At 70.6% G+C, this 20,679-nt stretch carries 20 protein-coding genes; 7 read left to right on the forward strand and 13 right to left on the reverse strand.

The annotated features are described in order from the left end of the window. Positions 1 to 105 precede the first annotated feature (105 nt). The gene (gene purH, locus ACWDXC_RS04215; RefSeq protein ID WP_449977892.1) at positions 106 to 1,647 is read right to left on the reverse strand and encodes a bifunctional phosphoribosylaminoimidazolecarboxamide formyltransferase/IMP cyclohydrolase; all 1,542 of its coding nucleotides are present in this window, start codon (positions 1,645 to 1,647) and stop codon (positions 106 to 108) included. Further along, positions 1,644 to 2,285 (reverse strand): phosphoribosylglycinamide formyltransferase, encoded by a 642-nt coding sequence (gene purN / locus ACWDXC_RS04220; protein WP_449977895.1) that lies wholly within the window; start codon positions 2,283 to 2,285, stop codon positions 1,644 to 1,646. The genes purH and purN overlap by 4 nt, the downstream gene beginning before the upstream one ends. A 64-nt stretch (positions 2,286 to 2,349) precedes the next feature. On the opposite strand from purN, the gene ACWDXC_RS04225 reads away from it, so the two are divergent. Next, entirely contained in the window at positions 2,350 to 2,766 is a 417-nt protein-coding gene (locus tag ACWDXC_RS04225) for a hypothetical protein (protein ID WP_308125616.1), read from the forward strand. On the opposite strand, the gene ACWDXC_RS04230 is transcribed toward ACWDXC_RS04225, so the two are convergent. The 3 genes from ACWDXC_RS04230 to sucC form a co-directional block, all read right to left on the reverse strand. Beyond that, positions 2,763 to 4,280 carry a cell division protein PerM gene (locus ACWDXC_RS04230; RefSeq protein ID WP_449978172.1) on the reverse strand — a complete coding sequence of 506 codons (1,518 nt, stop codon included), beginning with the start codon at positions 4,278 to 4,280 and terminating at the stop codon, positions 2,763 to 2,765. The genes ACWDXC_RS04225 and ACWDXC_RS04230 overlap by 4 nt on opposite strands. 357 nt (positions 4,281 to 4,637) lie before the next feature. Then, positions 4,638 to 5,513, reverse strand: a complete 876-nt coding sequence (gene sucD, locus ACWDXC_RS04235) for a succinate--CoA ligase subunit alpha (protein WP_357584297.1) — start codon at positions 5,511 to 5,513, stop codon at positions 4,638 to 4,640. 3 nt (positions 5,514 to 5,516) lie between these two features. Then, on the reverse strand, positions 5,517 to 6,698 hold the full coding sequence (sucC, locus tag ACWDXC_RS04240) for an ADP-forming succinate--CoA ligase subunit beta (RefSeq protein WP_449977898.1): 1,182 nt from the start codon (positions 6,696 to 6,698) through the stop codon (positions 5,517 to 5,519). Positions 6,699 to 6,979: 281 nt separating this feature from the next. On the opposite strand from sucC, the gene ACWDXC_RS04245 reads away from it, so the two are divergent. The 5 genes from ACWDXC_RS04245 to ACWDXC_RS04265 all read left to right on the forward strand — a co-directional run bounded on the left by ACWDXC_RS04245 (position 6,980) and on the right by ACWDXC_RS04265 (position 11,339). After that, positions 6,980 to 7,801, forward strand: a complete 822-nt coding sequence (locus ACWDXC_RS04245; RefSeq protein WP_449977900.1) for a hypothetical protein — start codon at positions 6,980 to 6,982, stop codon at positions 7,799 to 7,801. A gap of 5 nt (positions 7,802 to 7,806) precedes the next feature. Further along, positions 7,807 to 8,559 carry a hypothetical protein gene (locus ACWDXC_RS04250; protein ID WP_449977903.1) on the forward strand — a complete coding sequence of 251 codons (753 nt, stop codon included), beginning with the start codon at positions 7,807 to 7,809 and terminating at the stop codon, positions 8,557 to 8,559. Positions 8,560 to 8,620: 61 nt separating this feature from the next. After that, positions 8,621 to 9,376, forward strand: a complete 756-nt coding sequence (locus ACWDXC_RS04255; RefSeq protein ID WP_449977906.1) for a hypothetical protein — start codon at positions 8,621 to 8,623, stop codon at positions 9,374 to 9,376. A gap of 50 nt (positions 9,377 to 9,426) precedes the next feature. After that, positions 9,427 to 10,284 (forward strand): hypothetical protein, encoded by an 858-nt coding sequence (locus ACWDXC_RS04260; protein ID WP_219500621.1) that lies wholly within the window; start codon positions 9,427 to 9,429, stop codon positions 10,282 to 10,284. A 155-nt stretch (positions 10,285 to 10,439) separates the two neighbouring features. After that, positions 10,440 to 11,339: a L,D-transpeptidase gene (locus tag ACWDXC_RS04265; protein ID WP_449977908.1), complete on the forward strand. Its 900-nt coding sequence runs from the start codon at positions 10,440 to 10,442 to the stop codon at positions 11,337 to 11,339. 9 nt (positions 11,340 to 11,348) lie between these two features. Here the strand turns inward: ACWDXC_RS04265 and pcrA are convergent, their stop codons facing one another. After that, on the reverse strand, positions 11,349 to 13,601 hold the full coding sequence (gene pcrA, locus ACWDXC_RS04270; RefSeq protein ID WP_449977910.1) for a DNA helicase PcrA: 2,253 nt from the start codon (positions 13,599 to 13,601) through the stop codon (positions 11,349 to 11,351). A 94-nt stretch (positions 13,602 to 13,695) separates the two neighbouring features. Here pcrA and ACWDXC_RS04275 point away from each other — a divergent pair, with 94 nt between their 5' ends. Next, positions 13,696 to 14,415 (forward strand): PIG-L deacetylase family protein, encoded by a 720-nt coding sequence (locus ACWDXC_RS04275; protein WP_449977913.1) that lies wholly within the window; start codon positions 13,696 to 13,698, stop codon positions 14,413 to 14,415. A gap of 97 nt (positions 14,416 to 14,512) precedes the next feature. Here ACWDXC_RS04275 and ACWDXC_RS04280 read toward each other — a convergent pair whose 3' ends face one another. The 7 genes from ACWDXC_RS04280 to ACWDXC_RS04310 form a co-directional block, all read right to left on the reverse strand. Next, positions 14,513 to 15,496 carry a DUF2804 domain-containing protein gene (locus ACWDXC_RS04280; protein WP_449977915.1) on the reverse strand — a complete coding sequence of 328 codons (984 nt, stop codon included), beginning with the start codon at positions 15,494 to 15,496 and terminating at the stop codon, positions 14,513 to 14,515. Then, the gene (locus tag ACWDXC_RS04285; protein ID WP_219500613.1) at positions 15,483 to 16,211 is read right to left on the reverse strand and encodes a CPBP family intramembrane glutamic endopeptidase; all 729 of its coding nucleotides are present in this window, start codon (positions 16,209 to 16,211) and stop codon (positions 15,483 to 15,485) included. Before ACWDXC_RS04285 ends, ACWDXC_RS04280 begins: the two co-directional genes overlap by 14 nt. Before the next feature lie 19 nt (positions 16,212 to 16,230). Further along, a complete protein-coding gene (locus ACWDXC_RS04290; protein WP_219500612.1) occupies positions 16,231 to 16,488 on the reverse strand; it encodes a WhiB family transcriptional regulator in 258 nt (85 codons plus the stop codon). A gap of 66 nt (positions 16,489 to 16,554) precedes the next feature. Next, positions 16,555 to 17,202: a neutral zinc metallopeptidase gene (locus tag ACWDXC_RS04295; protein WP_219500611.1), complete on the reverse strand. Its 648-nt coding sequence runs from the start codon at positions 17,200 to 17,202 to the stop codon at positions 16,555 to 16,557. 5 nt (positions 17,203 to 17,207) lie between these two features. Then, positions 17,208 to 18,671 (reverse strand): glutamate--cysteine ligase, encoded by a 1,464-nt coding sequence (locus tag ACWDXC_RS04300; RefSeq protein WP_357584310.1) that lies wholly within the window; start codon positions 18,669 to 18,671, stop codon positions 17,208 to 17,210. 52 nt (positions 18,672 to 18,723) lie between these two features. Further along, complete coding sequence (locus ACWDXC_RS04305) at positions 18,724 to 19,356, reverse strand: response regulator (protein ID WP_219500609.1); 633 nt, start codon at positions 19,354 to 19,356, stop codon at positions 18,724 to 18,726. Further along, complete coding sequence (locus tag ACWDXC_RS04310) at positions 19,353 to 20,570, reverse strand: ATP-binding protein (RefSeq protein ID WP_449978174.1); 1,218 nt, start codon at positions 20,568 to 20,570, stop codon at positions 19,353 to 19,355. The genes ACWDXC_RS04305 and ACWDXC_RS04310 overlap by 4 nt, the downstream gene beginning before the upstream one ends. Positions 20,571 to 20,679 lie beyond the last annotated feature (109 nt).

Below are 20,679 nucleotides of genomic sequence, written 5' to 3' on the forward strand. Positions count from 1 at the left end.
GACTCCGGGGAGCAATCACGCGGCGGAAGCCCTCAGATTAACCGCACCATGCGGATGCTTGACCCGCTTTTGGGTGACCCGCCCCGGCGGGCCACCCTTGCGGCATCAGTGGAAGAAGTGCCGCGTGCCGGTGAAGTAGAGCGCCACGCCCGCTTTCTCCACGGCCTCGATGACCTCCTGGTCACGCACCGAGCCGCCCGGCTCGACGATGGCCTTGACGCCCGCCTCGATGAGCACCTGCGGCCCGTCGGCGAACGGGAAGAACGCGTCGGACGCGGCCACCGAGCCCGCCGCCCGCTCCCCCGCGCGCGACACCGCCAGCCGGCACGAGTCGACCCGGTTGACCTGGCCCATGCCGACGCCCACCGTGGCCAGGTCACTGGCCAGCAGAATCGCGTTGGACTTGACCGAACGCGCCGCCCGCCAGGCGAACACCAGGTCGGCCATCACCGCCGGCGACACCGGCTCGCCCGCCTTGAGCTGCCAGGTCGCCGGGTCGTCGCCGGCCGCGTCGATCCGGTCGACCTGCTGCACCAGCAGCCCGCCGTCGATGCGGCGGAACTCGGCCGGGTTGACCGGGCCGCTCGGGCAGACCAGCAGGCGGATGTTCTTCTTCTGCGTCAGCACGGCCAGCGCCTCGGGCTCGTAGGAGGGCGCCACCACGACCTCGGTGAACACCTCGGCGATCTGCCTGGCCAGCTCGGCGGTGACCGCGCCGTTGACCGCGATCACGCCGCCATAGGCGGAGACGGGGTCGCAGGCGTGCGCCTTGCGGTGGGCCTCGGCCACGTCGGCGCCGACGGCGATGCCGCACGGGTTCTGGTGCTTGATGATGGCGACGCACGGGCCGGTGAAGTCCCAGGCCGCGCGCCAGGCGGCGTCGGCGTCGAGGTAGTTGTTGTAGGACATCTCCTTGCCGTGCAGCTGCTCGGCGTTGGCCAGGCCGTCGCCGCCCGCGCTGTAGAGGGCCGCGGCCTGGTGCGGGTTCTCGCCGTAGCGCAGCGCGCTCTTGCGCTCCCAGGTGGCGCCCATGAACTGCGGCCAGGTCTCCTGCTCGGCGTAGCCGTTGGCGAACCAGGACGCCACGGCCACGTCGTAGGCGGCGGTGTGGGCGTAGGCGGCGCCCGCCAGCCGGCGGCGCTCGGTGAGTGTGAAGCCGCCATGGTCGAGCGCGGCCAGCACGTCGCCGTAGGCGGCGGGGTCGACCACGACCGCGCAGGTGCTGTGGTTCTTGGCCGCGCCGCGGATCATCGCGGGCCCGCCGATGTCGATCTGCTCCACGCACTCCGCGTCGGACGCGCCCGAGGCGACCGTCTGCTGGAACGGGTAGAGGTTGACCACCACGAGCTGGAACGGGTCGATCTCCAGCTCGTCGAGCTGCGCCACGTGGTGCGGCTTGTTGAGGTCGGCCAGCATGCCGGCGTGCACGCGCGGGTGCAGGGTCTTGACCCGCCCGTCGAGGCACTCGGGGAAGCCGGTGAGCTGCTCGACCTTGGTGACCGGAATCCCGTAGGAGGCGATGGCCGCCGCCGTGCCGCCCGTCGAGACGATCTCCACCCCCGCCCCGTCCAGGGCTCTGGCCAGCTCCTCCAGCCCCGACTTGTCGTAGACGGCGATGAGAGCGCGCCGGATGGCGATGCGAGTCACGTGCTTTCCCCTCCTGATGGGTTACCGATGCGGACGCTGCGTCCGCTGACCGTCCAGCCCTCGCGGGCCATCCGGCCGACGACGTCGACGAGCAGGCGGCGCTCGGCGGTCTTGATGCGCTCGTGCAGGGTCGCCTCGTCGTCGGCGGGCAGCACGGGCACGGCCTCCTGCGCGACGATCGGCCCGGTGTCGACGCCGGCGTCGGCCAGCATCACCGTGCATCCCGTCACCTTGACCCCGTGGGCCAGCGCGTCACGCACCCCGTGGGCGCCGGGGAAGGCCGGCAGCAGCGCGGGGTGGGTGTTGAGCAGCGGGAACTCCTCCAGGGTGGGAGCTCCGACGATCTTCATGAAGCCGGCCGAGACGACCAGGTCCGGCTTGTGGGCGGCGATCTCCGCCGCGAGCGCGGCATCCCACGCGGCCCGGGACGGGTAATCGCCCAACTTTCGGACAAAAGTGGGTATACCTGCGCGAGATGCTCTAGCCAGTCCTTCGATGCCATCCCGGTCCGCACCGACGGCCACGACCCGGGCTCCGTAAGACGGATCGGCGGAAGCGTCCAGGAGGGCCTGTAGGTTTGTTCCAGAGCCGGAGACGAGGACGACGAGCCGCGCAGCCTTGGACACGCACACTCCCATGAGGATTCCGGGTTGGGGCTGCCAGCGTATCTGTTCCCGGTCACGGTGACGCAGAGGAGGTCAGGTGTCGACACCGGTGCAAGCACCAGCCGGTCAGCAGCCCGCGGAGTCCGCGGGACGCCGGGCGATCTGGTTGTCCATCGCCGCGCTGGCGATGACGATCATGCTGCCCGCGGCGGGCCTGGTTCTGGCGGTGTTCGCGCTCGTGGCGGGGATTCGCGCACTCCCGCTGCTGCGAAACGCGGGCAAGCCCACAGGCGCGGCAGCGGGCGGCATCGCCGTCTCGACCGTCGCACTGCTGCTGTCGGCCGGAGCCACGGCCATGCAGCTCTATCTGATGGACGAGCACTCCGCCTACCAGGAATGCCTGAAGGGCGCGGGCACCGTGTCCTCCCAGGGCGAGTGCTACGTGCAGTTCAGGGAGGCGGCGGAGAAGAAGCTGCCCTCCGACGTGCTGGAGATCCTGGGCACGACGCCCTAGTCGCGGTCCCAGGCGTAGGGGTCGACGTAGATGACGTGGCCGCCCCGGTCGTCGGACTCGTCCACGATGTCCTGACGCGCCGGCGCCGCCTGGTCCATCGGCGGGCGCGGGCGCGCCTGCGAGAGCGTCTCGGCCGCGGCCGAGGCGTGCTCGTCCTGCCAGTCGTCACGGATGACCGGGATCGGCTGGGTGTCGGCCTCCGTGGCGTCCATCCAGTGACCGGGCAGCGGGCGGGCGTCGGCCTCGGCCAGCCCCACCTTGCTCGCCGCCCGGGCGATCGCCGCCCCCGCCTTGCGCACCGGCGCCGCCGCCTTGTCCAGCGGCGCGCGGGCCTTGCGGTTGAGCAGCAGCAGGTTCGTCACCCCGGCGGAGATGCCCGCCGCCACGCCGACCTCCAGCGCGACCGACAGCGCCACCTCCCACGGCGACGGCCCGACGGCCGTCAGCCGGCCGCCGCCGATCGGGCCCCCGGACAGCGCCGCCAGCAGCCCCGCCACCAGCCCGGACGTGACGCCCGTCAGGAAACCCCACAGCGGCGCGGCCTCGTACGCGGGAGAAGGCGACATCCTGGCCACGACCACGCCCGCCACCGCGCCCGCCGCGAACGGCAGCGCGATCACCGCCATCATCCACGCGGGCACCGGCCCGCTCTCCGGCAGCGCGCCCAGCAGCGGCAGGCTCGGCACCGTGCCGAGCTGCACGCCCGTGGGCGCCACCAGCGTGTCGGCGCCGATGGCGAAGCCCGGCCCGGCGATGTACGACGACGCCCAGATGACCACGTTGAACAGGTAGAGCGCCTGCACCAGCAGGAGCAGCAGCCCGCCCACGACCCCCGGCGACAGCACGTCCGACAGCTGGCGCACCTGGTCGAAGTTGAGGGCCACGGCGACCAGCACCAGGCCCAGCCCGAACAGCACGAGCAGCGCCGTGGCCACCGCCGTGCCGACCGTCAGCGCCCGCACCCGCTCCGGCAGCAGCCGCAGCATCGCCCGCCACGGCCCGATCGTCCGCGCCGTGGCCACCGCGCCCACCACGAACGCCAGCAGGAAGTGGCTCAGCAGCGCCTCGCCGATGAACGGCTGGGTGATCTCGTTGCTGGTGACGAGCGCGATCAGACCCGCCAGCAGCGCGTACGGGGCCGCCAGCGACACACCGGCCTGCGCCACCAGCAGCAGCTGGGCACGGCGCCGGGCCGCGGCCTTCTCGCGCGGGCTGTTCTTCGGCAGCCGCGCCGGCAGCCGCAGCCGCAGGTCGGCGTCGCGGGCCATCCACCGGCCCGCCTTGTACAGCAGCACGGCGGGCAGCACCATCAGGCCGATCGGCAGCAGCCCCACCCGGCCGCCAGGGATGGCGAACCCGGCATGGTGGGCCGCCAGCCAGATCTGCGCCGCCGTGCGGAACACCCCGGGCAGCCCGTCGCCCAGCGTGCCGCGTGGCGCGGCGATCCAGCCGACCAGCGTGAGCGTCGTGAGCACGGCCAGCCCGACGCCCAGCGTGCACGCGGCGGCCAGCATCCCGGACACAGGCAGTGGCCGGCGCGTCTCGTCATCGTCACTCGAGACCCCGGGGAGCTTGCCGAGAACCGACCGGGGGGCGGTCCGCAGCTGGTCGAGTATCGCCGTCACAACAAGCGATTTTCTCAATCTTTCCCGACCAGCGCTTGGTTGACGCGCCGCCCCCGCCCAGTTTGTGCGCCGTTTCAAGATCAATAGTCGTCGAGGGCAAGATCAAGAGACCCCAAAGCCCCGGACAGGGCGGCCGGGGCGCCCTCGCGGGCCCGACCGGCCGGCGTGTCACCGACCGGCCGTGAGCGCCCCGGAACAGCCGAAGCCCCGCGCTCAACCGCGCGGGGCTTCGGCCGTGAAAGCAGTTCAGCGGGACTGCATGATCTCCCGCATCAGCCGAGCGGTCTCGGAGGGGGTCTTGCCGACGCGGACGCCGACCTTCTCCAGGGCCTCCTTCTTGGCCTGGGCGGTGCCCGCGGAGCCGGACACGATGGCGCCCGCGTGGCCCATGGTCTTGCCCTCGGGGGCGGTGAAGCCCGCGACGTAGGCGACGACCGGCTTGGTGACGTGCTCCTCGATGTAGGCCGCCGCGCGCTCCTCGGCGTCGCCGCCGATCTCGCCGATCATGACGATCGCGTCGGTGCCCGGGTCCTCCTGGAACGCCTGGAGGGCATCGATGTGGGTGGTCCCGATGACCGGGTCGCCGCCGATGCCCACGGCCGTGGAGAAGCCGAAGTCACGCAGCTCGTACATGAGCTGGTAGGTCAGCGTGCCGGACTTGGACACCAGGCCGATGCGGCCCGAGGTGGTGATGTCGGCCGGGATGATGCCGGCGTTGGAGGCGCCGGGCGAGGCGATGCCGGGGCAGTTGGGGCCGATGATGCGGGTCTTGTTGCCCTTGGCGACCGCGTACGCCCAGAACTCGGTGGAGTCGTGGACCGGCACGCCCTCGGTGATGACGACGCAGAGCGGGATCTCGGCGTCGATGGCCTCCTTGACGGCGTCCTTGGTGAACGCCGGGGGCACGAAGACGACCGACACGTCGGCGCGGGTCTTCTCGATGGCCTCCTTGACCGTGCCGAACACGGGCAGGCCCTCGTGCGTGGTGCCGGCCTTGCGGGCGTTGACGCCGCCCACGACGCGGGCGCCGGAGGCGAGCATGCGGCGGGTGTGCTTGGTGCCCTCGCCGCCGGTCATGCCCTGAACGATGATCTTGCTGTTCTCGGTCAGCCAGATAGCCATGTGTCACACACCTGCCGCAGCGAGCTCGGCGGCCCGCTTGGCCGCGTCGTCCATCGTGTCTACCAGCTCGACGCGCGGGAGTGCGGCGTCGGCCAGGATCTGCCGCCCGAGCTGGGCGTTGTTGCCGTCGAGGCGGACCACCAGCGGGTGCGTGACGGCCTCGCCGCGGCTTTCGAGGAGCTTGAACGCCGACACGATGCCGTTGGCGACGGCGTCGCAGGCGGTGATGCCGCCGAAGACGTTCACGAAGATCGACTTGACCGACGGGTCGGACATGATGATCTCCAGGCCGGCCGCCATGACCTCGGCGGACGCGCCGCCGCCGATGTCGAGGAAGTTGGCCGGGGACGGCTTGCCCGGGAACGCCTCACCGGCGTAGGCGACCACGTCGAGCGTGGACATGACCAGGCCGGCGCCGTTGCCGATGATGCCGACGTCGCCGTCGAGCTTGACGTAGTTGAGGTCCTTCTCCTTGGCCTTGGCCTCCAGGGGGTCCTCGGCCGCCTTGTCGGCGAAGGCCTCATGGTCGGCCTGGCGGAAGGTGGCGTTGTCGTCGAGCGTGACCTTGCCGTCGAGCGCCTTCACCTGCCCGTCGGCCGCGAGGATCATCGGGTTGACCTCGACCAGCGTGGCGTCCTCGTCGACGAACGCGCACCAGAGCTTCTCGATGAGCTCGGCGGCGCCGTCGAGGGCCTTCTCCGGCAGGCCGCCGGCGATCGCGATGTCGCGCGCCTTGGCCCGGTCGACGCCGGTCAGCGCCGAGACGGGGACCTTGGCGACCTTCTCGGGCGTGCTGTGGGCGACCTCCTCGATGTCCATGCCGCCCGCGGCCGAGCAGATCGCGAGGAAGGTGCGGTTGGCGCGGTCGAGCAGGAACGAGAAGTAGTACTCCTCCGCGATCGCGCTGGCCTCCTCCACGAGCACCTTGTGGACCGTGTGGCCCTTGATATCCATGCCGAGGATCGCGGTGGCCTTCTCGACGGCGTCGGCGGCGTCGTCGGCCACCTTCACGCCGCCGGCCTTACCGCGTCCGCCGGTCTTTACCTGGGCCTTGACGACGACACGGCCGGTCAGCTGCTCTGCTGCCGCCCGCACTTCCTCCACGGTGTGGGCGACGATGCCGCGAGGCACCGGGATGCCGTAGTCCGCGAAGAGCTCCTTCGCCTGATGTTCGAACAGGTCCACGAGGGTCCGTCCTTGCTCATTTCCGACTGATGTTCGACGGCCCGGTCCACCCCGTGCGTGCCGGGCGTTTTCCGCCAGTGAAGCCTAGCCCCAACCTTGACCTGACCAGGTCATCGGGTAGCAGATATCCCGCGATGTGACGGTGATCTCACTTCCCCGATGCGCACGCTGCACGGAAAGTGCACCGATTCGACGTAAATAACCAGTTTCGCCGAGATATACCTGTGATCTTCAATTGACATGATCCATACCCCTCAATAACTCGACGTCAAAGGATCGCAATGAAGCGAATCATTGCCGGGCTGGCCGTGGCCGCCATGTCGACGCTGGTCACGGCGGCACCAGCGCAGGCCGCGCCCGTCAACCCGGTCAAGGCGCTGCAGAAGCAGCTCAAGCCGGGCCACGGCGTTCGGGTTTCAGAAACGAACCGGACGTTCACCGACGGTAAAGAGAGCAGAAGCGGCAAGACCACCGGCGTGCTCGAATTCGGCAAGTCCGGAGTGGTCGCCTCCGACCTCACGACCCGCGTCAAGATCCCGAAGGGCGCCTCGGCGGAGATGGCCGAGATGCTGCGCGGCATCTCCAACTCGCGCGCCATCAGCGTCGGCGGCGACACCTACATGCAGGGCGGGCTCTTCAGCGAGGAGCTGCCCGAGGGCAAGAAGTGGGTGCGCTACGAGGGCGTCCAGACCGCGGGCACCGAGCAGGTCATCGACGTCTTCGACGCCAAGCTGCTCAAGGCCCTGGTCGCCAAGGCCAAGGTCGTCAAGGGCGACTACGCCGGCTCGCTGACGGCCAAGGAGCTGGGCAAGCTCACCGGCGCCAGGATCACCGGCAACGTCGGCAAGATCAAGATCTCCTACCTGCTGGACGTCGACTCCAAGGGCCTGATCAAGCGCGTCGTCAGCGACTACACGCTGGACTTCGGCCTGCTCGGCAAGACCAGGGCCGTCACCGAGAGCCGCTACACGGGCTGGGGCGGCAAGGTCAAGGTCGTCGCGCCGCCGGAGTCGCAGTGGGTCGACCTCCACGACCTGGGCAAGGACACCGAACTGCCGTCGGAGCTACCCGGCAAGGGCCTCCACTCGCTGGACCAGCGGTAAACCGCGTGAAGGGCCTCATCACCGGCGTCGCGCTGGCCTCGGCCGCCGCGCTCGCCGTGGCCGCCCCCGCGCAGGCGGCGCCCAAGGACCCCGTCACGGCGGTCAAGAAGCAGCTCGTCGCGGGCAAGGGCGTCAGCTTCACCGACACCACCACGTACGTGCGCGACGAGGGCCCCGAGCCGTACCTGAAGCGCACGGGCCGCTTCATGTTCGGCAAGGGCAAGGTGGCCGCGACCGACATGGCGTCCACGTACCCGAAGGAGACCCTCCAGCGAGGGCTGGACTCCTTCCAGAACGATCGGACGATCCTGATCGGCAAGTCCGCCTACCTGTCCGGCCGCTACTACGACAAGCAGCTGCCGGAGGGGAAGAAGTGGCTCAGGTCCGACAGCGCGGCGCTGAGCAACAACTGGGCCCAGCCGATCAACCCGGCCGAGCCCGCCACGCTGAAGAAGCTGCTGGCCAAGGCCAAGCGCACGGCGGGCGGCTACCAGGGCACGATCACGTTCGACGAGCTGGGCAAGGTCTCGCCCTGGTTCAACCAGAGCGTCCCGCTGTGGCGCGCGGGCGCGACCGAGGTGACCTGGAAGCTCACCGTCGGGCCTGACGGCCTGCCGAAGCGGCTGGTCACCTCCTACCCGGCCGGCGGGATGGTCAGGGGCATGCTCGGCACGCTCAGGATGGACACCACGTACCGAGGGTGGGGCGCCAAGGTGTCGATCAAGGCTCCGCCCGCCGGCACGGTCGCGGCGGAGTGACGTCCGGCGGGCCCTTCCCGAGAGGGCCCGCCCGTACCCCTCACCAAGAAACGGCACCCTCATGAGAACTCTCATCACCGGCGTCGCGCTGGCCTCGGCCGCCGCGCTCGCCGTGGCCGCCCCCGCCCAGGCGGCGCCCAAGGACCCCGTCACGGCGGTCAAGAAGCAGCTCGTCGCGGGCAAGGGCGTCAGCTTCACCGACACCACCACGCTCGTACGCGAAGACGGCTCCGAGCCGTTCATGAAGCGCAAGGGCCGGTTCATGTTCGGCAAGGGCAAGATCGCGGCAGCCGACCTGTCGACGACGTACGACTCGAAGAAGCCGGGCGAGTTGTTCAAGAACGACCGCACGATCGTGGTCGGCAAGACGGCGTACGTGTCGGGCGGGCCGTACGAGGAGGACCTGCCGGCAGGCAAGACGTGGCGCAAGTCGGACCACGCGGCGGTGAGCAGCTGGTTCGCCCAGCCGATCAACCCCGTGGAGCCGGCCACGCTGAAGAGGCTGCTCGCCAAGGCCAAGCGGACGTCGAACGGCTACCAGGGCACGATCACGTTCGACCAGTTGAAGAAGGTCTCGCCCTGGTTCCGCACCAGCATCCCGGTCTACATGGAGGGCGACACCAAGGTGTCGTGGCGGCTGACGGTCAGCGGGAGCGGCGTTCCGCAGCGCCTGACCTCCTCCTACTCCGGCGAGGGGCTGGTCGGTGTCTGGCAGGACATCACGATCAAGCAGGACACCACCTACAGGGGCTGGGGCGCGAAGGTGACGATCAAGGCGCCGCCCGCCGGCAAGGTCGCTCCCAAGTCCAAGGACTGAGACCCGCCGGGCCCCTGCACGAACGATTACAGGAATCGAGAGGAATCCGCATGAAGCGCATCATCACCGGCCTGGCATTGGCGTCGGCCGCCGCCCTCGTGACGGCGACGCCCGCCCAGGCCGCTGCGCCCAAGAACCCGGTGACGGCGGTCAAGAAGCACGTCGCCCCGGGCAAGGGCGTGAAGTTCACCGAGCGCACCACCGTGATCGAGGACGGCCAGCGCGCCGTCTTCCTCAGGCGTCACGGCAGCTTCGCGTTCGGCCGGTCGGGCATCGCCGCGTCCGACATCACCGGCAAGCTGGCCATCAACGCCAGTGACCTGGACGCCGAGGAGGACTCGCTGATCGCGGCGATGACCAAGTCGGAGCGCACGATCAGGATCGGCACCACGTCCTACCTGTCGGGCGGCATCTGGTCGACCGTGCTGCCGGAGGGCGAGACCTGGTACAAGGCCCCGAACGGCCCGCCCGCGGGCATTCTCGGCGTGCTGGGCCAGCCCGTGAACATCGCGGAGCCGGCCACGCTCAAGGCGCTGTTCAAGAACGCCAAGGCGACCTCGGGCGGCTACACCGGCAAGATCACCGTCGGTGAGCTGCGCAAGGCGTCGGCGTGGTTCCGCGCTTCCAGGATGGGGGCGAAGGACACGGCCAAGACGCTGAAGACGCCGATCAACTGGCGGCTCACCGTGGACGCCAAGGGCCTGCCCACGCGCCTGGTGACGACGTTCTCGGCGGTCGCGCTGGCCATGGACAGCGGGAGCCTGAGCGTCGACACCCGCTTCACCGGCTGGGGCGGCAAGCTCACGATCAAGGCGCCGACGGCCGACCAGGTCACCACGGACCTGGAGGAGGGCGGCGAGGAGACCGTCGAGGAGTTCGGCAAGCTCAACGGCATCGCCACCAAGTAGGTCCTGAGGCCGGCCGTGGCACCCCCACGGCCGGCCACCGGAATGTACAAAATTGAACCGTTATGACATCGTGACGCCCTCCTGGACGGCGAAACACGAGCCTCAGCTGTCACACCTACGGAACGCGTCAAGCACATAGTCCAGGAGTACGACCTGTGAAGCTCTTCCCCCGGATGCCGGCCGTGACCGCCCTGGTCGCCGCGGCCCTCTGCGTGGCGCCGGCGATGCCCGCCCAGGCCGCCGCGCCGAAGAAGGTCAAGCTCGGCATCGCCGACATCACCCCGCTCGGCGAGAAGTCGGAGAAGGTGGGCGTCGGCTTCCCCATCATCGTGACCTTCGACCGCAAGGTGCGCGACCGCGCGGCGGCCGAGTCGGTGCTGCGGGTCGAGGCCGACAAGCCCGTCGAGGGCGCCTGGCGGTGGATCGCCGACAACAAGGTCGTCTACCGCACCAAGACCTACTGGAAGCCCAACCAGAAGGTGCTCTTCAAGGCCCTGCTCAGCGAGATCCCGGGCAACCAGGCGGCCAGGAACGTCAGCCGCCGCTTCGCCGTCGGCGCGCAGAACATCTCCGTCGTCGACACCCGCAAGCACGTGATGAAGGTCTACCGCAACGGCAGGCTGGCCAAGAAGATCCCGATCAGCGCCGGCCGGGGCGGGCTGATCAGGAACGGCGTCGACGTCTACCTGACCACCAGCGGCGTCCACCTGACCATGGGCAAGAAGGCCGTGGAGACCATGACCTCGTCGTGGATGGGCGTGACCGACCCCAAGGACCCGCGCTACTACAAGGAGCAGATCCCGTGGGCGGTCCGCATCTCCGACAGCGGCGAGTACGTCCACCAGAGCTACGGCGACTACCAGTTCCTCGGCCGCTCCAACCAGAGCCACGGCTGCGTGCGCGCCACCCCGGCCGGGGCCAAGTGGTTCTACGACATCGCCCAGCGCGGTGACGTCGTGAAGATCACCGGCACCAAGCGCAAGCTCGACTGGCGCAACGGCTGGAGCTACTGGCAGCTCAACTGGACCCAGTGGAAGCAGGGCAGCGCCCTCTGACCGTCTCGGCTAGAGCTTCTCCAGCGGCGCGTAGGCCAGCAGCAGCGTCTTCTCGCCGCCGGAGCCGAAGTCGATCTTGACCTTGGTCCTGTCGCCCACCCCGTCGACCGTCACCACCGTGCCGAGCCCGAAGGCGTCGTGCGTGACCCGGTCGCCGGGGTTGAGCGTCGGGACCGCGCGTCCGCCGCTCTTCTTCGGCGCGGCGGCGGGCGTGGGCTCACGGCGCGTCGCCGCGCTCCACGCCGACTTGCTCGGATCCGTACGCCACTCGATGAGCGTGCCCGGCACCTCGCTGACGAAGCGGGAGGCCGGGTTGAACGACGGCGCCCCCCACGAACTGCGCACGGCGGCGCGGGTGATGTAGAGGCGCTGCTGGGCCCGGGTGATGCCGACGTAGGCCAGGCGGCGCTCCTCCTCCAGCTCCTTCGGCTCGCCGAGCGAGCGGATGTGCGGGAAGACGCCGTCCTCCATCGCCGTCAGGAACACCACGGGGAACTCCAGGCCCTTGGCCGTGTGCAGGGTCATGAGCGTCACGACACCCTGCCCGCCGTCGGCGTCGGGGATCTGGTCGGCGTCGGCCACCAGCGACACCTGCTCCAGGAACTCCACCAGCGTGCCCTCCGGGTTGGCCTCCTCGAACTCGGAGGCCACGGAGATCAGCTCGTTGAGGTTCTCCAGCCGCGACTCGTCCTGCGGGTCTTCGGACGCCTCCAGCTCGGCGCGGTAGCCGGTGGCCACCAGCACCTCCTCGGCCAGCGCCGACGGCGGCATGCCCTCGCCCTTGACGATCAGCTCCTCGACGAGCGCGACGAACTCCCTGATCGCGTTGAGTGAGCGGGTCGCCATGCCCGGCGCCTCGTCGGCCCGCCGCAGCGCGTCCCAGAACGGGATCCGCTCGCGGGCCGCGAACGCCTCGACCATGGCCTCGGCCCGATCGCCGATGCCGCGCTTGGGCACGTTGAGGATGCGCCGCAGCGACACCACGTCGAGCGGGTTGGCCAGCAGCCGCAGGTAGGCCAGCAGGTCCTTGACCTCCTTGCGCTCGTAGAAGCGCACGCCGCCGACGACCTTGTAGGGCAGGCCGGTGCGGATGAAGATCTCCTCGAACACGCGGGAGGCGGCGTTGGTGCGGTAGAAGACCGCGACGTCGCCGGCCTTGACGCCCTCCTCGTCGCTGAGCCGGTCGACCTCCTGGGCGACGAAGACGGCCTCGTCGTGCTCGTTGTCGGCCACGTAACCGACGATCTTGGGGCCGTCGCCCTGGTCGGACCAGAGGTTCTTGGGCTTGCGCGACTCGTTGCGCGAGATGACCGCGTTGGCGGCGGCCAGGATGTTCTGGGTGGAGCGGTAGTTCTGCTCCAGCAGGATGGTGCGCGCGTTCGGATAGTCGCGCTCGAACTCCAGGATGTTGCGGATCGTCGCGCCGCGGAAGGCGTAGATCGACTGGTCGGCGTCGCCGACCACGCACAGCTCGGACATGTCGGCCCCGGCCCGCACCACGTCGCCGTCGGCGGTGCGCACCTCGGGGTGGCCGACCAGCTCCCTGATCAGGATGTACTGGGCGTGGTTGGTGTCCTGGTACTCGTCGACGAGGACGTGGCGGAAGCGCATCCGGTAGTGCTCGGCCACCTCGGGGAAGAGCTGGAAGAGCGTCACCGTGTTCATGATGATGTCGTCGAAGTCCATCGCGCCGGCCTCGGTGAGCTTGAGCTGGTAGCTCTTGTAGGCCTGGGCGAGCGTCTTCTCCAGGTGGGAGCCGGCGCGCTCGATCGCGGTCTCGTAGTCGATCAGCTCGTTCTTGAAGTTGCTGACCTGGGCGGAGAACGAGCGGGGCGGATAGCGCTTGGGGTCGAGCTCCATCTCGCGGCAGACCATGGCCATGAGGCGCTGGGAGTCGGCCTGGTCGTAGATGGAGAAGCTGGAGGGGAAGCCGAGCCGCTTGGCCTCGCGCCGCAGGATGCGCATGCACGCGCTGTGGAAGGTCATCACCCACATCGCCCGCGAGCGCGGCCCGACGAGCTTGTCGATGCGCTCCTTCATCTCCTTGGCGGCCTTGTTGGTGAAGGTGATCGCCAGGATCTCGCCCGGATGGACGTCGCGCTCGGCCAGCAGGTAGGCGATGCGGTGGGTGAGCACCCGCGTCTTTCCCGATCCCGCCCCCGCCACGATCAGCAGGGGGCTGCCATGGTGGATCACGGCCTCGCGCTGCTGCGGGTTGAGGCCATCGAGCAAGGGGTGGTCAACAGAGACGTGGGTCGGCACCCACCTAGGTTAAGACGCGCCACCGACAATCGGCGCACGGAATGCGGGTAGCCGGGCGTCGGTTGTCCCGTACGACGATCAGAAAGGGGACCGCATGCTGGCCGAGAACGAGATCGACCGGATCCTCGTCGTGTCCGCGCATCCGGACGACGCCGACTTCGGGGCCGCCGGGACCGTGGCGCTGTTCGCCGACGCCGGGGTGGAGGTCACGTACCTGCTGGTCACCGACGGTGACGCGGGCGGCAACGAGCGCACGCTGGACAACTCGGGCATGGCCGAGCTCCGCCGCACGGAGCAGACGGCGGCGGCCAAGTGCGTCGGCGTCACGGACCTGCGCTTTCTCGGTTATGCCGACGGCACCGTGGTGCCGTCGCTGGAGCTGCGCCGCGACATCGCCCGCGTCATCAGGCAGGTGCGGCCCGACCTGGTCATCACGCATCACCCCGACCGCAACTACCAGTTCGTCGCGCCGAGCCACCCCGACCATCGCGCGGTCGGCGGCGCCACGCTGGACGCCGTCTATCCCGACGCGCGCAACCCGTACGCCTTCCCCGAGCTGTTCACCGAGGAGGGCCTGGAGGCGTGGACGGTGCGCGAGGTGTGGCTGACGGGCGGCTCCACGCCCAACCACTACGTGGACATCACGGCCACCGTCGACCGCAAGCTGGCGGCGCTGCAGTCGCACGTGAGCCAGGTGGCGCACGTCGAGGGGTTCGCCGACTTCGTGAAGAGCCGCTTCGCCGCCTGGGGGAAGGAGGCGGGGTTCCCCGAGGGGCACTACGCGGAGGGCTTCCAGGTGGTGCCGACGGCGTGACGCCGTAGCCGCAGGTCAGCCCCGGAAATCGGGGCTAGTGCTGCCGGAGGACCTGGTGCGGGCGGTCAGCGCGGCGCTGCGCCTGCCGCGCTGCGCCTCACCACCGCTGCCGGGCCTCCTCGGCCCACCCGGTCAGGCCGTCGAGCTCGATCCACGCGCCGTCGTCGGCCTGCGCCCGGCCGCTGAAGTGGCCGAAGCACTGGTGCGTCTCCGACCCGACGACGCCCAGCTCGGTGCGCGCGACCTTCTCGTGGAACGGCGTGAACTCCGCCTCCACCCGCGCCCCGGTGATCCGCCACGGCCGCATCCAGTCGTCGCGGTCGTAGTGCCAGGCCAGCTCCTCGCCGATCTTGTGCAGCCGGCCGTCGACGAACAGCGCGTTCTCCGTCATGCCGGTGCCGTCGGTCCACTTGCCGCCGAGCTGGATCGCCCGCCCGGGCGCGCTGCCCGCCGCCCAGTTCCACACCACCGAGTACGGCCAGCGCCCCCGGCCGTGGTCGAGCACCGCGAACGAGTCCTGCTCGCGCACCTCGTACTCGCCGGAGACCAGCCGCAGCCGCCCCCGCACCGGCCTGCCCACGTCCTTGAGCGTGTACTGGAACCGCGTGGGGCTCCACGGCACCACCACGCCGAGCGCCTCGTGCCCGTCGGGCAGCGGGATCTCCAGGTCGACCTCGATGCCCGGGGCCACGCCGCGCAGCGAGGTGCCGTCGGGCCGCTGGCGGATGTCGATCCGCAGCGCCGCCGCCCGCGCCGACGCGACGCCCTCGCCGCTGCACTCCGGCATGGCGGTGTTGCGGGCCAGCGGCACCACCACGTCCTTGGCCGTCTCCTGGCCGGTGCCCCGGTCGAGCACGTACAGGCCGTGCACGCCCGCGTAGTCGAGCGAGGAGGCGACCACGCCGATCACGTGAGTGGGAGTGACGATCCCCCAGTATTCCCAGCGTTTGGTGCGGCCCCAGCCGCGCAGGTTGGCCCGGTGGAGCGGCCGCCGGGTCCAGCCGACCGCCGCCGGGTCGAGCCGACCGTCCGGCAGGCACAGGTCGATGGGAGCCGTGATCTCCCGCTCATGCGTCACCATGAGCGAAGGGTAGCGACCCCTGATCACCGTGGCCTGTGCGGTGGGCCGCGAGGCGGGCGAACAGGTAGCCCAGCGAGTTGGTCGCCAGGTGCAGCATGGCGGGGGCGAGCAGGCCGTTGTGCCGCCGCAGCTCGCTGAACAGCACCCCGGCCACGGCCGTCGACAGCACGCTGCCCGCCACCACCCGGGCCGTGTCGAGGTGGGCGGGCGACTCCCCAGCGGCCAGCGCGCCGAGCGCCGGGTTGGCGCGGGCCATGTCGATCGCGGGCAGGATGTGCCAGAGCCCGAACAGCGCCGACGACACCGCGGTGGCCGTGGCGGTGCCGTGAGAGCGGCGCAGCATCCCGTAGAGGGCGCCGCGGAAGCCGACCTCCTCCAGCAGGACCGTGCCGAACGGCACCTGGACCAGCGCCTCCTCCAGGACGCGGGCGCGGGAGAGCGAGAGCGCCCGCTCGTCGTGGAAGAACGGGCGGGTGCGGCGCATGCTGATGCCGGCCGAGTAGACCGCCACGACGGAGGCCGCGAGCGCGCCGCCGACGAGCGCGCCGCGACGGCCGCGCTCGAAGCCGAGCTCCCGCCACGACACGCCGGAGCTGCGGGCCATCGCGACTAACGCGGCCGTCGCGGCGGCCGAGGTGAGCGGCCCCAGCCGTGGCGCGACCTTGTTGTTGAGGACGTTGGCCGCAGCGAGCACGGCGATCGAGCGAAGCAGCACCCTTAGAGGCTACGTGGCGTCAGGAGGCCGCGGAGTTGCGCCAGCCCGCCGGGAAGCGGGTGCGGCGGCGCTCCTCCGGGGTCATGCCGCCCCAGATGCCGTCGGCCTCGCCGGCCTTCAGCGCATAGGAGCGGCACTCGGCCAGGACCTTGCAGGACGCGCAGACGGCCTTGGCCCGCGCCTCCTGGACGGGTGAGGGCGCGAGCGGGAAGAACAGCTCGGGGTCGCTGGACTTGCAGGCGCCCCTGCGCAGCCAGCCGATCTCCTCCAATGGCATGGGCCAACGCTATGCCGCGCGCATGATCGGTCGCATCATCCTCTGGGTTGACACGCGCGTACAACCTCAGCAGGCCCCCACGCCGCGCGTGTAACCCGTGGCGAAGGAGCGCTGGCGCTGTTCGGCGGTGCCGTGGGCGGCCGGGTCGAGCCAGTCGTCGGTGGGGTCGCCGGCGGCGGCCAGGTTGAGCAGCAGCTCGTCCTCGTCACCCGGCTCGGCCGTCAGCGCGCCGGAGTCGATCAGCGCTTTCAGCGTGCCGCCCGCGTAGCAGTCGGCCTGCAGCTCGGCCTGGATGTTGAGCTGGAACTCGGTGCGGAGCTGCGCCTGCACGGCGTGGCCGAACTCGTGCGGGATGATCAGGTAGACCGAGCCGTCGCCCATCTCGCTCCACAGGCCCGCCATCCAGTCCTGGTCGAAGGCGATGAAGTGGCCGATCGGGCAGTAGAAGGCGTTGGCGGGCACGGCGGGCTCGCCGCCGCAGCTCGGGCCGCCGCCCGCCGAGTAGGGGACGAAGCCGGTCACCGGCCTGTAGGTGCGCCCGGCGGCGGCGAACTGCTGCTTCCAGAACTCCTCGGTCAGCGTCCTGGCCCCGAGCACGTCGTCGGCGAAGGAGTCGGCGCCGCGCGTGTCACGGGAGGGCACGTCGAGGACGCCGCAGGCGGTGAGCAGGACGGCGATCAGCGCCAGGGGCAGCAGCCGGCGGGAGGAGGTCACGACGCTCAGACTGCCCAGGTGTGCACGGGATCATTCGTGTGCATGCGCTCGATGTACTCCAGCGTCATCCTGCGCAGCGCCTCGTGCCGGTCGCCGCCGAGCGCCCGCACCTTGTCCACCTGCCAGGTCGCGCCCGTGCGGCCGGTGAGGCAGCGGCCCTCGATGACGTCCAGCAGCCGGCCGGCCACCGCCTCGTCCACGCCCCTCCGCGCCAGCCCCTCGCGGGCCATCGGCAGCAGCCTGCGCAGGATCAGCTCGGCCGCGGGGACCTCGCCCACGCCGGGCCAGTAGAGGCGGGCGTCCAGGCCGTGGCGGGCGGCGGCGGTCAGGTTGTCCTCGGCGGCGGCGAACGACATCCGGCTCCAGATCGGCCGCTCGGCGTGCGGCAGGACGCGCATCAGGCCGTAGTAGAAGGCGGCGTTGGCCGCGATGTCGAGCACCGTCGGCCCGGCGGGCAGCACCCGGTTCTCCACCCGCAGGTGCGGCGTGCCGTCCACCACCGCGTACACCGGCCGGTTCCACCGGTAGACGGTGCCGTTGTGCAGGGTCAGCTCGTGCAGCGCCGGGACGCGGCCCGCCGCCAGCTCCGCGCGCGGGTCCTCCTCCTCGCACAGCGGCAGCAGCGCCGGGTAGTAGCGGACGTTCTCCTCGAACAGGTCGAACACGCTCGTGATCCACCGCTCGCCGAACCACACGCGCGGCCGCACCCCCTGCGCCTTCAGCTCGTCCGGCCGGGTGTCGGTGGCCTGCTCGAACAGCGCGATCCTGGTCTCGCGGTGCAGCTCCCTGCCGAACAGGTAGGGCGCGTTCGCCGCCACCGCCACCTGCGGGCCCGCGATCGCCTGGGCCGCGTTCCAGTGCGCCGCGAACTCCGCCGGGCTCACCTGGAGGTGCAGTTGCACGCTCGTGCAGGCCGCCTCGGGCGCCAGGCTGTCGGCGTGGGTGTCGAGCCGCTCGACGCCCTCGATGCACAGGTGCAGATCCTCACCCCGGGCCGCGAAGATCTGCTCGTTCAGCAGCCGGTAGCGCGGGTTGGCCGACAGCGTGCCCTCGCCGATGTCCTGCTCACGCAGCGTCGGCAGGATGCCGATCAGCACCAGGTGCCCGCCCCGCGACCTGGCGCGCTCCTCGGCGTGGTTGAGCCGGGCGCGCACGTCGTCCTCCAGCCGCCGCGCCCCGTCACCGCCCAGGTCCTGCGGCTCGACGTTGATCTCGACGTTGAACTGGCCCAGCTCCGTGGCCCAGTCGGGCCGCTCGATCGCCGCCAGCACCTCGGCGTTGCGCATGGCCGCCTCGCCGTCGGCGTCCACGATGTTGAGCTCGATCTCCAGCCCGGCCAGCGGCCGGTCGTCCTCGAAGCGCGACTCGCGCAGCAGCTGCGCGAACACGTCGAGGCATCGGCGCACCTTCTCCCGGTACGCCCGCCGGTCCTCCCGGCTGAACACCACCACCGGCACGTCCCTGCCCATACTTGGCAATGTCGCACGCGGCGGGCCGCGACACCAGCGTCGCGGCGGGCTGTCACACCAGGCGGCGCGCCGTCGCCCAGCGGGAGAGCTCGTGACGGTTGGACAGCTGCAGCTTGCGCAGCACCGACGACACGTGCGTCTCGACCGTCTTCACGGAGATGAACAGCTCCTTGGCGATCTCCTTGTACGCGTAGCCGCGCGCGATGAGCCGCAGCACCTCCCGCTCCCGCTGGGTGAGCGAGTCGAGCTCCGGGTCGATGGACGGCGCCTCCGACGAGGCGAAGGCGTCCAGCACGAAGCCCGCCAGCCTCGGCGAGAACACCGCGTCGCCGTCGGCCACCCGCCGGATCGCGTCGGTGAGCTCCTTGCCGCTGATGTTCTTGGTGACGTAACCCCGGGCGCCGCCCCGGATCACGCCGATCACGTCCTCGGCCGCGTCGGAGACCGAGAGGGCGAGGAAACGCACCTGGGAGCCCGCGCCCAGCACCCGGCGCAGCACCTCCTGGCCGCCCCCGCCGGGCATGTGCACGTCCAGGAGCACCACGTCCGGCTGCAGGTCGGCGATCGCCTTGACCGCCGTGTCGACGTCCTCGGCCTCGCCCACGACCTCGATCGAGTCGCCCAGCTCGGCCCGCACCCCCGAGCGGAACAGCCGATGGTCGTCGACGATCAGCACGCGCGTCATGGCTTTTCCACCTTCATGGTCAACATCACTTCCGTGCCCTCACCCGGCTCGGTCCGAACGCGCGCCGTGCCGCCGTGGCGTTCCATTCTGCCGATGATGGACTCCCTGATGCCCATCCGGTCCAGCGGCACCGCATCGAGCTCGAACCCCTTACCGCGATCCTTCACGAAAATCGTCGTCTCTTCACCCTCCACCTCCGCATAGACGGAAATGGACGGACTCTCAGAGTATTTGGCCGCGTTGACCATCGCCTGCCTGGCCGCCTTGAGCATCGCGCCCAGCCTGCCCTGCGCGTCGAGGTCGATGTCGCCCACGCACACCACCTCGATCGGCACGCCGTGCGCGTCCTCCTCCTCGGCCGCGATCCGGCGCACCGCCGCCGCCAGCGTCGCGTCCGCGTCCTGGGCCGGCTGGTACAGCCAGTTGCGCAGCTCGCGCTCCTGCGAGCGGGCCAGCCTGGCCACCTCGCGCGGATCGTGCGCGACCCGCTGGATGAGCGTCAGCGTGTGCAGCACCGAGTCGTGCACCATCGCCGCCACCTCGGCGCGCTCCTCCTGCCGGATGCGCTCGCGCCGTTCGAGCTGCAGCTCCTTCCACAGCCCGGCCAGCCACGGGGCCGCGATCACCGCGAGCCCGCCGACCACCACCGCCGTGAACATCAGCCCCGGCCGCGCCTGCTGGAACTGCCCCTCCACCAGCAGGAACCCGATCGCGCCGACGATCACCAGCAGCACGCCCAGCAGCGTACGCACCCGGTTCTTCCTGATGCTCCGGGTCGCCCCGCTCACCCAGTGCTTGCGGCGCTCCGGATCGGCCTGCTGCCACAGGATGATCGTGCCGATGCCGCCCACCGCGAACGGCAGCATGCCGATCCCGCCCTGCGACGCGCCCGTCAACCAGCCGAACGCCAGCAACGCCACCCCGATCGCGGCGAACGCGGCAAGCTGGCTCCAGTCACGGGCCGGCACCGGGCGGCCCTCGTTCGGCTGCTGCGGCGTGAGCATCCAGAGCACCGCGTACGCGACCACCCCGACCCCCTCCACGACGCTGAGCAGCACGAACATCAGCCTGATCACCACGGGATCGAGCTTGAGCTGCGTGGCGAGCCCGTGGGCGACACCGCTGACGAGACGGCCCTCCAAGGGACGTGTCATCCTGCGATACGGCGCGTCGGCGCCCGGGCCCGGCTCGGCGAGAGTCTTCTGGTCAGCCATAACATCGCCATAGTCACACGTCGCGGGCATCGCGGGCATCAGGGAACAACCCCCGGGTCGGGTCAGGGGTCTCCCCGATGCGACCGCCTTCGCAGGTGAGCGACGATGG

Source organism: Nonomuraea sp. NPDC003214, assembly GCF_053590035.1.